The organism is Brevundimonas sp. R86498 (assembly GCF_044598075.1).
Classification (GTDB): domain Bacteria; phylum Pseudomonadota; class Alphaproteobacteria; order Caulobacterales; family Caulobacteraceae; genus Brevundimonas.
Genome location: NZ_CP139004.1, coordinates 1,651,276 through 1,665,711, shown reverse-complemented (window position 1 = coordinate 1,665,711; position 14,436 = coordinate 1,651,276). Strand labels below are relative to the sequence as shown.

General features: G+C 68.2%; 16 protein-coding genes. 2 read left to right on the top strand and 14 right to left on the bottom strand.

What is annotated here, in order from left to right; translation table 11 throughout:
- The first annotated feature begins 120 nt into the window (after positions 1-120).
- Positions 121-1,089, top strand: a complete 969-nt coding sequence (locus SJY26_RS08205; RefSeq protein WP_396595642.1) for an NAD(P)/FAD-dependent oxidoreductase — start codon at positions 121-123, stop codon at positions 1,087-1,089.
- A 14-nt stretch (positions 1,090-1,103) separates the two neighbouring features.
- Here SJY26_RS08205 and SJY26_RS08200 read toward each other — a convergent pair whose 3' ends face one another.
- The 6 genes from SJY26_RS08200 to SJY26_RS08175 form a co-directional block, all read right to left on the bottom strand.
- On the bottom strand, positions 1,104-2,462 hold the full coding sequence (locus SJY26_RS08200) for a dicarboxylate/amino acid:cation symporter (protein ID WP_396595641.1): 1,359 nt from the start codon (positions 2,460-2,462) through the stop codon (positions 1,104-1,106).
- A 72-nt stretch (positions 2,463-2,534) separates the two neighbouring features.
- Positions 2,535-3,131 carry a carbonic anhydrase gene (locus SJY26_RS08195; protein WP_396595640.1) on the bottom strand — a complete coding sequence of 199 codons (597 nt, stop codon included), beginning with the start codon at positions 3,129-3,131 and terminating at the stop codon, positions 2,535-2,537.
- Positions 3,132-3,223: 92 nt separating this feature from the next.
- Entirely contained in the window at positions 3,224-3,409 is a 186-nt protein-coding gene (locus tag SJY26_RS08190; RefSeq protein WP_396595639.1) for a hypothetical protein, read from the bottom strand.
- Complete coding sequence (locus SJY26_RS08185; protein ID WP_396595638.1) at positions 3,406-3,882, bottom strand: tellurite resistance TerB family protein; 477 nt, start codon at positions 3,880-3,882, stop codon at positions 3,406-3,408. Before SJY26_RS08185 ends, SJY26_RS08190 begins: the two co-directional genes overlap by 4 nt.
- Positions 3,875-4,081, bottom strand: a complete 207-nt coding sequence (locus SJY26_RS08180) for a DUF465 domain-containing protein (protein WP_396595637.1) — start codon at positions 4,079-4,081, stop codon at positions 3,875-3,877. The genes SJY26_RS08185 and SJY26_RS08180 overlap by 8 nt, the downstream gene beginning before the upstream one ends.
- A gap of 459 nt (positions 4,082-4,540) precedes the next feature.
- Positions 4,541-5,431: a LysR substrate-binding domain-containing protein gene (locus SJY26_RS08175; RefSeq protein WP_396595636.1), complete on the bottom strand. Its 891-nt coding sequence runs from the start codon at positions 5,429-5,431 to the stop codon at positions 4,541-4,543.
- Positions 5,432-5,521: 90 nt separating this feature from the next.
- Between SJY26_RS08175 and SJY26_RS08170 the strand changes: the two genes are divergently transcribed.
- Positions 5,522-6,496: a sodium-dependent bicarbonate transport family permease gene (locus SJY26_RS08170; protein WP_396595635.1), complete on the top strand. Its 975-nt coding sequence runs from the start codon at positions 5,522-5,524 to the stop codon at positions 6,494-6,496.
- 14 nt (positions 6,497-6,510) lie between these two features.
- Here the strand turns inward: SJY26_RS08170 and ccoS are convergent, their stop codons facing one another.
- Genes ccoS through ccoN form a run of 8 tightly spaced genes read right to left on the bottom strand, consistent with a single transcriptional unit; the run spans position 6,511 to position 14,229 of the window.
- On the bottom strand, positions 6,511-6,714 hold the full coding sequence (gene ccoS / locus SJY26_RS08165; RefSeq protein ID WP_396595634.1) for a cbb3-type cytochrome oxidase assembly protein CcoS: 204 nt from the start codon (positions 6,712-6,714) through the stop codon (positions 6,511-6,513).
- A complete protein-coding gene (locus SJY26_RS08160) occupies positions 6,711-8,885 on the bottom strand; it encodes a heavy metal translocating P-type ATPase (protein WP_396595633.1) in 2,175 nt (724 codons plus the stop codon). The genes ccoS and SJY26_RS08160 overlap by 4 nt, the downstream gene beginning before the upstream one ends.
- Positions 8,876-9,364 (bottom strand): FixH family protein, encoded by a 489-nt coding sequence (locus SJY26_RS08155; RefSeq protein ID WP_396595632.1) that lies wholly within the window; start codon positions 9,362-9,364, stop codon positions 8,876-8,878. Before SJY26_RS08155 ends, SJY26_RS08160 begins: the two co-directional genes overlap by 10 nt.
- A complete protein-coding gene (gene ccoG, locus SJY26_RS08150; protein WP_396595631.1) occupies positions 9,361-10,878 on the bottom strand; it encodes a cytochrome c oxidase accessory protein CcoG in 1,518 nt (505 codons plus the stop codon). The genes SJY26_RS08155 and ccoG overlap by 4 nt, the downstream gene beginning before the upstream one ends.
- Positions 10,875-11,777, bottom strand: a complete 903-nt coding sequence (gene ccoP / locus SJY26_RS08145) for a cytochrome-c oxidase, cbb3-type subunit III (RefSeq protein WP_396595630.1) — start codon at positions 11,775-11,777, stop codon at positions 10,875-10,877. The genes ccoG and ccoP overlap by 4 nt, the downstream gene beginning before the upstream one ends.
- Positions 11,770-11,943 carry a cbb3-type cytochrome c oxidase subunit 3 gene (locus tag SJY26_RS08140; protein ID WP_396595629.1) on the bottom strand — a complete coding sequence of 58 codons (174 nt, stop codon included), beginning with the start codon at positions 11,941-11,943 and terminating at the stop codon, positions 11,770-11,772. The genes ccoP and SJY26_RS08140 overlap by 8 nt, the downstream gene beginning before the upstream one ends.
- A complete protein-coding gene (ccoO, locus tag SJY26_RS08135; protein ID WP_396595628.1) occupies positions 11,940-12,677 on the bottom strand; it encodes a cytochrome-c oxidase, cbb3-type subunit II in 738 nt (245 codons plus the stop codon). The genes SJY26_RS08140 and ccoO overlap by 4 nt, the downstream gene beginning before the upstream one ends.
- 10 nt (positions 12,678-12,687) lie before the next feature.
- The gene (gene ccoN, locus SJY26_RS08130; protein WP_396595727.1) at positions 12,688-14,229 is read right to left on the bottom strand and encodes a cytochrome-c oxidase, cbb3-type subunit I; all 1,542 of its coding nucleotides are present in this window, start codon (positions 14,227-14,229) and stop codon (positions 12,688-12,690) included.
- Between the last annotated feature and the right edge of the window lie 207 nt (positions 14,230-14,436).

The window sequence follows — 14,436 nt, the reverse complement described above, 5'->3', positions numbered from 1 at the left end:
CTGCCCCATCCGCGACAGGACCGATACCGGTTCGCGACATCGTGCAGGGACTCCTTGTCACAGCGACTTTCCGGGCGCTTTGCAGGAGCACCTGCGCCCGCGGGACGGAGGATTGCATCCATGAACACAGTGGTCATCGGCGGCGGCATGGCCGGCCTCAGCTGCGCCCGCGCCCTGGGCCTCGCGGGGCACGCCGTGACCGTCATCGACAAGGGTCGGGGTCCCGGAGGCCGCATGGCCACCCGGCGGCTGACCGCTGCCGGCGGCGAGATCACCTTCGATCTCGGGACCCCGGCCTTCGAGGCGCGGTCCCCCGCCTTCCTCGCCGAGGTCCGCCAATGGGCTTCAGACGGCCATGCCGCGCCCTGGCCCGCTGCGGGCGCGGACAGCTGGGTCGGGGTTCCGGCGATGAATGCGCCACTCAAGGCCATGGCCGACGGACTCGATGTGCGCTGGAGCACGCGGGTCTCAGAGGTGTCGCCCGGGCCGGACGGCTGGCAGGTCCGGACGGAGGCCGGTGACCGGTTCGAGGCGGACACCGTCGTCGTGGCCCTGCCCGCAGATCAGGCCGCCGACCTGCTCGAACCGGTTCAGGCGGGGATGGCGGGCGAGATGGCCGCCCGGGCTCGGGCCTGTCGAAGCCGACCCTGCTGGACGGTCCTTCTGGCCTTTGCCGAACGCCTGCCGATCCTCGACGACTGGCGAGAGGGAAACGCCGCTGACGCCCTCGGCCTCGCCGTCCGCAACGCGGCCAAGCCGGGCCGTTCCGGGCCCGAAACCTGGGTCCTCCACGCCGGAGCCGACTGGTCCGCGCGCCATCTGGAGGAGCCCGCGGACCGGATCGCAGACCTCTTGATCACCGCCCTGTCCGAACGGCTCGCGGTGCCCCTACCCGCGATCCTCGCGCGGGGGGGCCATCGCTGGCGCTATGCGACGCCCGTCGGCGGCGGGACCGGCCCGGTCTGGGATCCAGCCCTGCGGCTCGGACTCTGCGGCGACTGGCTCGGAGAACCGGGCGTCGAGGGGGCCTGGCTCTCGGCCCGCGATCTGGCCGCCCGCATCCTCGCAGCGGGCCGGGGCCCGGACTGAGGCCAGCCGGAGCCTCAGTCCCGGGCGATGGTCAGATCGTCGCCGGGCCCGGCCGCCGGGTCCGGTGCGGCCGCCAGTGGCAGGGGTGCCCCGTCCAGCGCCTCGCGCAGGGCGTCCCGGTCCAGTTCCCCCTCCCAGCGCGCCACAACCAGGGTGGCGACCGCATTGCCGATGAAGTTGGTCAGGGCCCGGCACTCGCTCATGAACCGGTCGATGCCGAGGATCAGGGCCATGCCGGCGATCGGTACATCGGGCACCACCGCCAGCGTCGCCGCCAGGGTGATGAACCCCGCCCCGGTGATCCCGGCAGCGCCCTTGGAACTCAGCATCGCGACCAGCAACAGGGTGATCTGCTGCCACAGGGTCAGCTCGATGTTCAGCGCCTGGGCGATGAACAGGGCCGCCATCGTCATATAGATGTTGGTGCCGTCCAGATTGAACGAATAGCCGGTCGGTACGACCAGCCCGACCACGGACTTCGACGCCCCCGCCCGCTCCATCTTTTGCAGCAGGCTGGGCAGGGCCGCCTCGGACGAGGAGGTCCCCAGCACCAGCAGCAGCTCCTCCTTCAGATAGCGGATCAGCTTGAAGATGGAGAAGCCGTTGGCGATGCCGACCAGACCCAGGATGCCGATCACGAAGATCGCCGAGGTCAGATAGAAGGTGGCCACCAGGGCGATCAGATTGATCACCGTGGCGATCCCGTAGGCCCCGATGGTAAAGGCGAAGGCCCCGAACGCCCCGATCGGCGCCGCCTTCATGACCAGGGCGACCAGCTTGAAGAAGGCCGCGCTGACCGCCTCGAGGAAGGTCAGGACCGGCTTGCCCAGATCGCCGGTCGAGGCCAGGGCGATCCCGAACAGGACCGAGACGAACAGCACCTGCAGGATGTTGCCGGTGGAGAAGGCACTGACCACCGTGTCCGGGATGATGCCCAGCAGGAAGCCAACGACGGTCGTTTCGTGCGCGGCGGTCGAATACTGGGAGACGGCCGCCGGATCGAGGCTGGCCGGATCGATGTTCAGCCCCCGGCCCGGCTGCACCACATTGGCCACCACCAGCCCCACGATCAGCGCCAGGGTCGAGAAGACGAGGAAATAGCCGAACGCCCTGGCCGCGACCCGCCCCACCCGGCCCAGATCGCGCATCCCGGCGATCCCGACCACAATGGTCAGGAAGATCACCGGGGCGATGACCATCTTCACCAGCTTGATGAAGGCGTCGCCCAGCGGCTTCAGGCTCTCGCCGAACGCCGGGAAGAAATGGCCGATCAGCCCGCCCAGCAGGATCGCGGCCAGCACCTGGACGTACAGGTGGCGGTACCAGGCGCGCGGCGAGGCGGCCGCCTGAACGTCTTCGATTGCGAGTCCCACCCACTTCCCCGTCTGCGCCTGATCCGTGTGCTTTGCGCACGGCCGGGTGGCGTGTGTCCAGACATCTGCCGGTCAGACGGTCACGAGTTCTCCTGTCGACAGGTTGAACCGCCAGGCTGTCAGGCTGAGCTGGCCGGCCTTCTCCCCGTCGCGGACCCATGGAAAGGTCCTCAGATTGGCGAGCGAGAGCTTGATCGTGGCGTCCTCGATGATGGTCTCGAGCGGCCTGCCGCTTCCCTGCTCGGGCACAGGCCACATCACGGGCTCGGCGATATCCATCCACGGTCCGAGGAAGTCCCTCGCATTGGGCAGGGGGCCGTGGATCATCGCATGGACGCCGTCACAATCGCCGTGGCCCAAAAGGACGATCCGCCGGACCTTCAGGATCTTGACCGCGAACTCCAGCGCCGCGCTGGTTCCATGACATCCGCCATCCGGCGCATAGGGCGGCACCAGACCGGCCACGTTGCGGATGACGAACAGCTCGCCCGGCTCGGCATCGAAAATGGTCTGCGGATCGATGCGGGAGTCGGAACAGGCGATGACCACAGTGCCGGGCTTCTGGCGACGCCGCGCCAGCCGGGCATAGCGCTCGGCCTGGCCGGGCCAAACCTCCGCGCGAAAGCGGCGATAGCCGGCCAGCAGCGGATCTTCTGGCCCCGTCGTCACGGCGCGACCGGCGTCTGGCCGCTCATGCCGCGCAGCGGACAGGACCGACCGCTCTGAACATCCAGCCCCTGCGACACCGGTCAGCGGCCCGTTCAGACGCGAATATCGAAAGTCTGGCGGCTGGGTCCGTTCAGCTGTGCCCCCCCTTTCACCGTCGTCAGGGGTTCGACCGGCCGGTCTGTGGGCGAGCTCTGGTGCGCGGCGACGCGGGACGTCGTCTGGGACAATATGGCCGCCCAGGTCGAGGCCGCCGCGCCTGAATAGGGTCCGACCTTCATGACGGAACTCCGCCGCCCGGCGCGAGCCCATGCGCGGCCGGATCAAGACCCACAAGTGTGCAGAGCCGCAGCAGAACCTCGCGCTCCTCGGCGTCGAAGCCTCCGTCGGCCTCGGCGATGGCACAGGCGGTATCGACCAGCAGCCGGGACGGCCCGGGCTGGCCGCGCAGACGCCTGATCGCCACCTCGGCGGTCGCCTCGCCGTCCTCGATATCGCGTTCCAGTCTTCGGACCACGGCCTCGAAGGCCACAACAACCTCTTCCACACCGAACACCGCGACGGCGGACGAACGGCGCAGGCGATCAACCATGCGCCTGCTTTCGTCCGGTGTGACCCAGCCGTCGGCATGCGCCACAAGGGCGCAGGCCGCGGCTACAGCCTCCATCTGCACGAGGTCCCCCGGTGTCCAGAGGTCGGCAGGATCCACATCGGGCACCTTGCGCAGGAGCCGTTCAACCCCACCCTCAGGCATGGAGCCCTCCGGTCTGCTCGCGGGCCTCCAGGGCCCTGATCCGGTCCTTGACCTGGAGTTTGCGCTTCTTGATCCGCGCCAGGACCCGCTCATCCGGGGCCGGCTGCGCCAGTTCGTCGGCCAGGGCTTCCTCCAGAAGCGCATGCTGACCGTGAAGCCTGTGGGGGAAGTATCGCGGGGTGAAAAATCCTGGGGTCATGGGTGCTCCTCTTGCATCTGAGGAGCGCGCCCGGTTCCGGGATGGGGGCTGGAGGGGGGACCCGGCACCGAGCGCGCTCGATGCGGTCCGACATCACGATCGGCGTCGATCGTCAGAGGGGCCCGGGCCGCTCCTGAACACTGGCCGTGGTCGGGGCGATACGCCAATCAAATGGATTGATAGCCACCATAACGTCCTGTCATGGGCACCTCGAGATCTGATCGCGGCCGGGTTGCCCACGACGGATGCGACCGATTCTGACGTATCGGTGTGATAGGCAGGAAGTCCTCGCCTGCCGGTCTTTGACATCTCGCCCCGCGCCCGTGCCTGCCGGACCATCCGGACAGCGTTTTCGGAGTCCGTCGACCGCCCCGGCGGACTCAGTGGACTCAGCGGACTGTGTTTTTTTGATCGAGTGAAGCCCCCCGGAGATCGGGCCTGACCGGACCGACGTTGCGGCTACCGATCCGGGCGATCCGCCGTTACGGCCCCGGGGCCCCGTTCAAGCGCGCGCAGCACCTCCTGCGCCAGCAGGCCAGCCGGACCGCCTGCGCTCCTCATGGACATCAGGGCGATCTCGCTGTCACTCAGCCGGGGCAATGGCGGGCCGAGCACCGCCAGATCGCGCGGGGCCATCGCCGCCGGGAGCACCCCGACTCCGAGACCCGCCCGGAGCGCCGCCATCTGTCCCGCCAGACTGGGCGAGGTGAAGGAGGCCCGGAAGTCGATGCCGGCGGCTTGCAGGGCCCCGAGCGCCCGTTTGCGATAGATGTCCGGTGCCGGGGCCACGATCAGCGGCAGCGGCGTGGTCTCGACGATCGAGGCGTCGAGGGCCACCCAGACCAGCGGCTCACTCCAGACCCGGACGCCCAGCTCGGGCCCGACGGGCTCCCGCTTGATCAGGGCCAGATCCAGCATCCCCCGCGACATCTGGTCCAGCAGATTGGCGGTGTAGTCGCAGGTCACGGCCAGCCGGATACGGGGATGGCTGCGCGCGAAGGCCCCGAGGATCCCGGGCAGGTGCATGGTCGCTATGTCCTCGGGCGCGCCGAACCGCACCTCCCCCTCGAGGTCGCCATCACCGAGCGTGGCGACGATCTCGTCGTTCAGACGCAGGAGCCTGCGGGCATGGGGCAGCAGCGCGGCCCCCTCGGTGGTCAGGGCCATGCCCTTGCCGCCCCGGTCCAGCAGGGGCGAGCGGAGGGTGTCCTCAAGCCGGCGGATCTGAAGGCTGACCGCCGGCTGGGTGCGTCCAAGGAGGGACGCGGCCTTCGTAAAGCTGGTGGTCTCGACGACCGTCACAAAGGCCCGCAGCAGGTCAAGGTCGAGGTTGACCAGACGATCCGACATCATGAGCATCCGTTATGGCTGTCATCACATCAATAAACTGGATGGCAGGGACCGTCGAGGGCACAGGGGCCCGCCTTCCCGGAACCCGCCATGATCGACCTCCCCGCCAGCCTCGCCCTGCTCACCTCGCCGGCCATTCTGTTCTTCTTCGTCGGGGCCGCCGCCGCCTTCGCCCGCTCCGACCTGACCATCCCCGAACCCGTCGCCAAGGCGCTGTCGCTGTATCTGATGCTCTGTATCGGCTTCAAAGGCGGGGTCGAGGCCCGTGCCGCAGGCCTCAACGGCGACTTTCTGGCGGCCGCCGGCATCGGGATCCTGCTCAGCGCCCTCCTGCCGCTTCTGGCCTTCGCGATCCTGAGACGGTCGCCCCGGCTGGATCGCTCGACGATCTGCGCCCTCGCCGCGACCTACGGCTCCGTGTCAGTCGTCACCTTCGCCGCCGGCCAGCAGCACCTGGCCAGCGTCGGACTCGATTCAGGGGGCTATATGGCGGCCGTCCTGGCCCTGATGGAGACCCCGGCCATTCTCACCGCCCTGCTGCTTCTGAACGGCGCCGGACGGGGCCAGCCCGGCCAGCGCCGCACCGTCCTGCGGGAAGTGTTCGTGGGGGCTGCCACCGTCATGCTGCTGGGCAGCTTTCTGGTCGGCACCCTCTCCGGGGCGGCAGGGATGACCAGGCTGGAGCTGTTCGTCGGCCCCCTGTTCCAGGGGGCCCTGTGCTTCTTCCTGCTGGACATTGGCCTGATCGCCGCCCGCCGGCTGATGGAAGGCGGACGCAAGCTGACGCCCGGCGTGATCGCCTTCGCAATCGGCTTCCCCCTGCTGTCAGCGGCGATCGCCCTGGGGCTGGCCCGGCTCGCAGGCCTCGAGGTCGGCAATGCGGCCCTGCTGACCATCCTCGCCGGCTCCGCGTCCTATATCGCTGTGCCCGCCGCCATGCGCCTCGCCGCGCCCCAGGCCGACCCCGGCGTGTTCGTAACCGCCTCGCTCGCGATCACCTTCCCTTTCAACCTCATCGTCGGCATCGCCCTCTACACCGCAGCGGCCACATGGCTGTGGAGATGAAGCTGGCGGCAGGCTCAGGCGGACGGCGGGCCACCGGATGTTCCGGCCGGACCGGGGCCCTCGCCCGGAGAGTCCGGGTCCGGGTCATCGATCAGGATCCGGGCAGCGGACCCCTCGATATCGTCATACTGGCCGGCCCTCAGGGTCCAGACGAAGGCCCCCACGGCCAGCAGTCCCAGCAGGACCGAGAACGGGGCCAGCAGCAGCAGGATGTTCATCGCCCGCTCCTCAGCCGCAAGGCATTCAGGGTCACCACCAGCGAGGACCCCGACATGGCCAGGGCCGCAACGAACGGATTGACCAGCCCGATCATGGCCGCCGGGGCCGCGACCAGATTGTACAGGGCCGCGAACCCGAAATTCTCCAGTGCCCGGCGGCGCGCCGACCGCGCCACATCGATGGCCTCGACCACCGCCATCAGGGCGTCGTCGGTCAGCACCAGATCCGCGGCGTTCTGGCTCGCCTCGATGGCCGAGCCCGGCGCGATGGCGGCATGAGCCCGCGCCAGGGCGGCCGCGTCGTTCAGACCGTCCCCGACCATCAGAACCTTGCGCCCGGCGGCGGTCAGGGCGTCCACCGCCCCGGCCTTGTCCTGCGGCAGAAGCCCCGCCCGCCAGTCGCAGATCCCCACCGCCTTCGCCACCGTCTCGACAACCCCGGCCTGATCGCCGGACAGGATCTCGACCGTCAGACCCCTTTCCCGGAGCGCGGCCACGGCCCGCGCCGCATCGGGTCGCGGTGTGTCGGAGAAGCGAAGCCGCACCTTCGGCCCGTCCTCGAAGCCGAACCACAGCTCGGTCTCCACCGGCCTTGCCGTGGTCACCCCGACGAAGGCGGCGCGCCCCAGTCGCGCGCGCCGGCCGTTGATCACGCCCTCGACGCCCAGCCCGGCGTGTTCGACCACCGCCTCCGCGACCGGCCCGTCGCCCGCCGCCCGCACCACCGCGCGCGACATCGGATGGTTGGAGGCCCGCGCCAGAGGGGCCGCCATGGCAATGACGGAAGAAGGCGTGTGAATCAGGGCCGGCCGGCCTTCGGTCAGGACGCCCGTCTTGTCGAACACCACATGATCGACCTCGGCCAGCCGTTCCAGCGCGGCCCCGGACTTGACCAGTACCCCTTTCCGGAACAGGCGCGCCGACGCCACGATCTGCACGGCCGGCACCGCCAGGCCCAGGGCGCAGGGACAGGTCACGATCAGGACGGCGACCGCCCGGATCAGGGCCTCACGCGGCTCCAGCCCGAAGGCCCAGCCGCCCGCGAAGGTCGCCAGCGCCGCCGCATGCACGACCGGCACATAGAGCGCCGCCGCCCGATCCGCGAGACGCACATAGCGCGACCGCGACTGGGCCCCCGCCTCGATCAATCGCGCAATGGCGGCCAGCGCCGAGTCCTCCGACGCGGCCCTGGCGCGCAGGGTCAGCAGACCGGCCGTATTGACCGCCCCGGCCCGGCACAGCGCCCCCGGTGCCACCCGCTCCGGCACGCTCTCGCCGGTCAGCAGGCTGTTGTCGAGCAGGGCGTCGCCGGCCTCCAGCGTGGCATCCACCGGGATACGATCGCCCGGCCGCACCCGCAGGACATCGCCCGGACGCACCTCGCTGAGCGGCACCGACCGTTCGCGTCCCGAGGCATCCAGCAGACTGACGCTGGACGCCTGAAGCGCCAGCAAGTCTCCGGCCGCGCTGCGCGCGCTGGACCTCAGTTTGTGGTCCAGCCAGCGGCCGATCAGCAGCAGGAACAGCAGCGACACCGCCGCGTCGAAATAGGCGTCCCGGCCGTTCAGGAAGGTCTCGGAAAAGCTGATCGCCAGGGTCAGGATCACCCCGACCGAGATCGGCACATCCATATTGGCCCGGCCTGCCCTGAGCGAGCGCCACGCCGATTTGAAGAAGGTCATGCCCGCGAACACGGCGCAGGGCGCACCGATGGCCCCCGACATCCACATCATCACGGTCCGGGTCGCGGGCCCCAGTTCCTGATCAAACAGCCCGGCCCAGATCGGCACCGAGAACATCATCGCGTTCATCGCGCCGAAGCCCGCGACCGCAAGGGCGAGGATCAGCTGCCGGCCCTCGCGGTCGCGCTGCTGCAGCGCGGCCCCGGGATCGAACGGGGTAGCCGGATAGCCGAGACTGCCCAAAGCCCGGATGACATGACCCGGATCGACGGCGGCGCTCGTGAGACCCAGGGCCAGCCGGCCGGTTGAAAGATTGAGCCGCGCCGACTCGACGCCCGGCAACCGCAACATCTCGCGCTCGATCTTCGAGATACACCCCGCGCAGCGCGCGCCGGTCACCAGCAGATCCAGCCCGGCACGGCCGTCCTCGCGCCGGCGCAGAAAGGCCGACATGTCTCCGGTGGAGGCCGCGTCGAAGGTCAGGGCCATGTCAGCCGCCGCTCCGCAATCAGTCGATGACCCTGCGCGTCCACCGCATCGATCCGGGCATCCCAGGTGCCGGTCAGGCCCGCCGGGGCCGCATAGCGCCCCGGTCCAGTCTCGCCCAGTTTCAGCTCGCTCCGTCCCTGCTCCGTGGCCGGACGCTGCAGCAGGACCGAGACGGTCAGCCCCGTCAGAGGCCTGCCGTCGCGGTCCTCAAGCACGACCTCGATGGTCTGGGCGTTTGCCTCGGCTCCTGCGCGCCAGCCGAGCGCGGCCTGCGCCCGCTGCCGCTCGAGCTCCGCATTGTAGATCAGGCCCGTCTCATAGGGCTTGGCCTCCACCTGCCCCGGATGGGTCCGGTAGGCCGTCACCAGAAAGCTCATGTCGACCGCGATCACCAGGACAAAGAAGGCCACCACGCCCGCGGCCACATGCCAGCCCCTGACCGTGAACGGGGGCCGGACCGGCGGTTGCGACATCGTCATTCTGAACTCCCGTAGTCAAAGGCCGTCTTGATGACCTTCGTCCGGTCACCGGCCAGGATTTCGAACCGCGCCTCCTGCCGGCCCTCCTCGCCCCCGTCGTCATCCTCGGCCTCTGCGTCGGCGTAGACAGCGGGGACGGTCACGAACAGGCGCAGCGAGGTGACCACATTGGGGGCCAGGTCCACCATCAGAGGCCCCGTGCCCGGATGGCCCGGATCCGTCAGCACCGCGCCGGGCACGCCCGCGTAGCGGATCTCCACCGCGGCGGTCTCGAAGCCATGGTTGGCGATCTTCAGGGTGTAGCCGTTGCGCACCGACCCGTCCTGAAGCTGGACATAGGTCGGGTTGCGGTCTCTCAGGGCATGGACCCCGATGGCCTCGCGGGTCCGGAAGCCCTGGATCATCAGCCCGCTCACCAGCACCAGCGCCCCGGCATAGTAGAGGGTCCGGGGCCGGATCAGCTTGTGCTGCGGCTTCTGGCCGCCGCAGCGCGCCGCGACAGCCGCGTCGGTATCATAGGCGATCAGGCCGCGCGGGCGCTCGACCCGGTCCATGATCTCGTTGCAGGCGTCGATGCACAGGCCACAGTTGATGCATTCAAGCTGGGAGCCCTGACGGATGTCGATGCCCATGGGGCAGGCCACGACGCACTGGTTACAGTCGATACAGTCGCCCCGGCCGGCCCAGGTCTCGGTCTTCTTGTGCGGACCGCGCGGCTCACCCCGGTCGGCACGATAGGTGACCTGGAACGACTGGTCGTCCAGCATCGCGCCCTGGATGCGGGGCCAGGGGCACATATAGGTGCAGACCTGCTCGCGCATGTGGCCGGCGAAGACATAGGTGGTGAAGGTCAGGATGGCGCAGGAGACATAGGCCGTCATCGGCGCGGTCCCGACCCAGAAGGTCCGGATCAGCTGGGGCGCGTCGTGGAAGTAGAAGATCCACGCCCCGCCGGTGCCGAAGGCGACGCCGATCCAGACCGCGTGCTTGCCCGCCTTGCGCCACAGCTTGTTGAACGACGTCGGGGCCGCATCCAGCCGCATCCGGGCGTTGCGGTCGCCCTCGAACAGCCGCTCGATGTGAATGTAGAGGTCGGTCCACACCGTCTGCGGGCAGGCGTAGCCACACCACAGCCGGCCGAACAGGGCCGTGACCAGAAACAGCGCCAGGGCCGCCATCACCAGCAGGCCAGTGATGAAATACACCTCCTGCGGCCACAGCTGGATGGTGAAGAAATAGAAGCGCCCGCCGGCGAAATCGACCAGCACGGCCTGATCCGGCAGGGCTCCCGGCCGCTCCCACCGGATCCACGGCGTGATATAGTAGATCGCCAGCATGACGATCAGCAGGACCCATTTCAGCCAGCGCCAGGGCCCGTGCACCAGCTTGGGATAAATCGGCACCCGCGCCTGATACAGGCCTTTGGGTTTGGCCTTCTCGCGCTGCCGCCCGGCGACCGACACAGGACCCGCGGACGCGGGCTTCTCGCGGGTCCGGTCGATGATGATGGTCATGGCGCGGGGGCTTCGACCTTGACGACCGAGGGTTCACCGCCGCCGGCATTGACGTGGACGTAGACGGCCAGAGCCTTGATCACCGCCGGCGAGAAGCGATCGCCCCACATCGGCATCACGCCGTTGCGGCCGTTCTGAAGCTGGCCGGAGATGGCCGCCCGGTCAGAGCCATTCAGCCATTCCCGGTCCGTCAGGTTGGGTGCCCCGAACTCGCGTGAGCCCGTGCCTGCTGGCATGTGACAGGCCGCACAGTTGTCGGCCCACAGCGGGGCCGCGCGGGTCACCGCGGCCTGGTCCGCCTCGCGGCCCGACACAGCAACCACATATTCGGTGAGGTCGGCGATCTGGGCCCCGGTCAGAAGGCCGTCGCGACCGAAAGCCGGCATCATCGACATCCGGGTGTCGGCATGGGTCGAGCGGATTCCGACCTTCAAAGTGTGCTCAATCTCTTCCAGCGAGCCGCCCCACAGCCACACATCGTCGCGCAGGTTCGGATAGCCCTTGGCCCCGCCCCCGCCGGCCCCGTGACAGCTGGCGCAGTTGTCACCGAAGACCGACTGGCCGACCGCAAGCGCGTGGGCCTGCAGCGCTGGATCGGCTTCGATCTGCTGCAGGCTGGCCGACATCAGCATGGCCTCGCCCCGGCCGCGCTGGGCTTGAAGCGCGCTCAGTTCGCTGACCACGTCAGCCCGGTCGGACTGGTTCAGCAGCCCCCGCGTATAGCCGTTGAGGCCGGGCCAGGCCGGCATCAGGACCCAATAGACGATGGACCAGGCGATGCAGCCGTAGAAGATCCACAACCACCAGCGCGGCAGGGGGTTGTCCAACTCCTTGATGCCGTCCCACTCGTGACCGGTCGTCTCGACGCCGGTGTGCTCGTCGCGCTCGTTGTCAGACATGGTCGTCCTCGTCCTTTTCGAGCGGCAGGTGGGCAAGTCGGTTGAAGAGTTCGCGGTTCTTCGGCCAGAGGGCGTAGGTCACCCCGGCGACAAAGATCGCGCCGAAGTAGATCAGGCCACCCTGCTGGGCGAACCGCGCCACGGTTTCGTAGTCGAGGCCGCTCATCGCATGTTGTCCGGGTCTTCGGCCTGGTAGGTGGTGAAATCCACCATCGTGCCGAGTTGCTGCAGATAGGCGATCAGGGCGTCCATCTTGGTCAGACGCGCGGGATCACCGTCGAAATCGCCCTGGACGATCCTGGGCCCGTAACGACCCCGCAGGGCCGAGGTCTCGCTGGCATAGACGTCGACCTGGGCCCGCGCATCGGCGTCGGCGTTCTCGATCTGGTCGTCGGTATAGGGCACCCCGACCGTGCGCATGGCCACCAGCTTGGCGCGGATCGCGTGCAGATCGAGGTCCTGATCGGCGAGGAACCGATAGGGAGGCATGTTGGATTCCGGGACCACAGCCCGTGGATCGCCGAGGTGTTCGCGATGCCACTCGTTGGAGTATTTGCCGCCGACCCGCGCCAGATCCGGCCCGGTGCGCTTGGAGCCCCACTGGAAGGGGTGGTCATACATGCTCTCGGCCGCCAGGCTGTAATGACCATAGCGTTCGACCTCGTCGCGCAGCGGCCGGATCATCTGCGAGTGGCAGCTGTAGCAGCCCTCGGCGATGTAGATGTCACGCCCGGCCAGCTCCAGCGGGGTGTAGGGGCGAACCCCCTCGACCTCCTCGATGGTGCTTTCGACCCAGAACAGGGGGGCGATCTCGACGATGCCGCCGATCGAGACCACGATGGTGATGCCGATGACCAGCCAGAACGAGTGACGCTCGAACAGTCCGTGTTTCTTCCACATGGTGTGATCCTCACTCGGCCGGCAGCAGGTGCGGCTCGATCGTTGTCGCCGGCACGTTCACGGAGTTTTCCGAAGACGGCATGCGGACGGTTCGCCACAGGTTGTAGGACATGATCACGGCACCGCTCAGGAACATCAGACCACCGACTGTACGGATGACGTTCTGGATGTGTTTGGCAGAGACCGTCTCGATGAAGCTGTTGGCCAGGAAACCGTCAGGCGTGTATTCGCGCCACATCAGACCTTCCATGATGCCGGACACCCACATCGCGGTGATGTAGAGAACGATGCCGGTGGTCGCGATCCAGAAGTGCCACTCGACCAGGGCGTTCGAATACAGGCGATCCTTCTTCCACAGCCACGGCACGAGGCAGTAGATGGCCCCGAAGCTGATGAAGCCGACCCAGCCCAGCGCACCGGAGTGAACGTGACCGATGGTCCAGTCGGTGTAGTGCGACAGGGCATTGACCGTGCGGATCGCCATCAGCGGACCTTCGAAGGTCGACATGCCGTAGAAGGCGATGGCCACGACCATCATGCGGACGACCGGGTCGGTCCGCAGCTTGTCCCACGCCCCCGACAGGGTCATCAGGCCGTTGATCATCCCGCCCCACGACGGCATCCACAGCATGATCGAGAAGGTCATGCCGAGCGTCTGGGCCCACTGCGGCAGGGCCGTGTAGTGCAGGTGGTGCGGGCCGGCCCAGATGTAGATGAAGATCAGCGACCAGAAGTGCACGATCGACAGCCGGTAGGAGTAGATCGGCCGCTCGACCCGCTTGGGCACGAAGTAATACATCATGGCCAGGAAGCCGGCGGTCAGGAAGAAGCCCACCGCATTGTGGCCGTACCACCACTGCACCAGCGCATCCTGGACACCGGCGAAGGCCGAGTAGCTGCGGGCTTCCAGCAGACCCACCGGCACCGCGGCGTTGTTCACCAGATGCAGCAGGGCGACCGTGACGATGAAGGCCAGGTAGAACCAGTTGGCCACATAGATGTGCGGCTCCTTGCGCTTCCAGATCGTGCCCAGGAAGACCAGAAGATAGGCGACCCAGACGATGGTCAGCCACAGGTCGACGTACCATTCCGGCTCGGCGTATTCGCGCGACTGGGTGATGCCGGCCAGATAGCCGGTGGCTGCCAGGACGATGAACAGCTGGTAGCCCCAGAACACGAACCAGGGCCAGATGCCGCCCGCAAGGCGCGCCTTGCAGGTCCGCTGCACGACCCAGAAGGAGGTGCAGATCAGGGCGTTGCCCCCGAAGGCGAAGATCACCCCGGACGTGTGCAGCGGGCGCAGCCGGCCGAAATTCAGCCAGCCGTGACCCGGGAAGTAGAAGATGTTGGGCCAGGACAGCTGGGAGGCGATCAGCACCCCGACCGCCATCCCGACGACGCCCCAGAACATGGTGGCGATCACACCGGCGCGGATCACACCGTCCGAATAGCGCGACGGATCAGCCCGGAACCGGCCATTGTTCACGCCCAGCGTCAGGGCCGCCAGGGCCAGGATACCCGCAGCCAGTAGAATGCTTCCGTGGAACCGCATCCCCCAGTCATCGGTGAAGGCCGTCGCCAGCAGGGCGACCGTCGTCAGGACCCCGAGGGTCACGAACAGGGCTGTGACGCCCCCTGTCAGTTTGTCGTCTTGTGGTCGATTCGCCATGCGCGGCCCCCTGTGTCGACAGGGGCTGTGCCCGAACCGGAGCGGGTCAGCTTTGATCTATCGCAATGCAACACCCGGTCGGTCACGCTT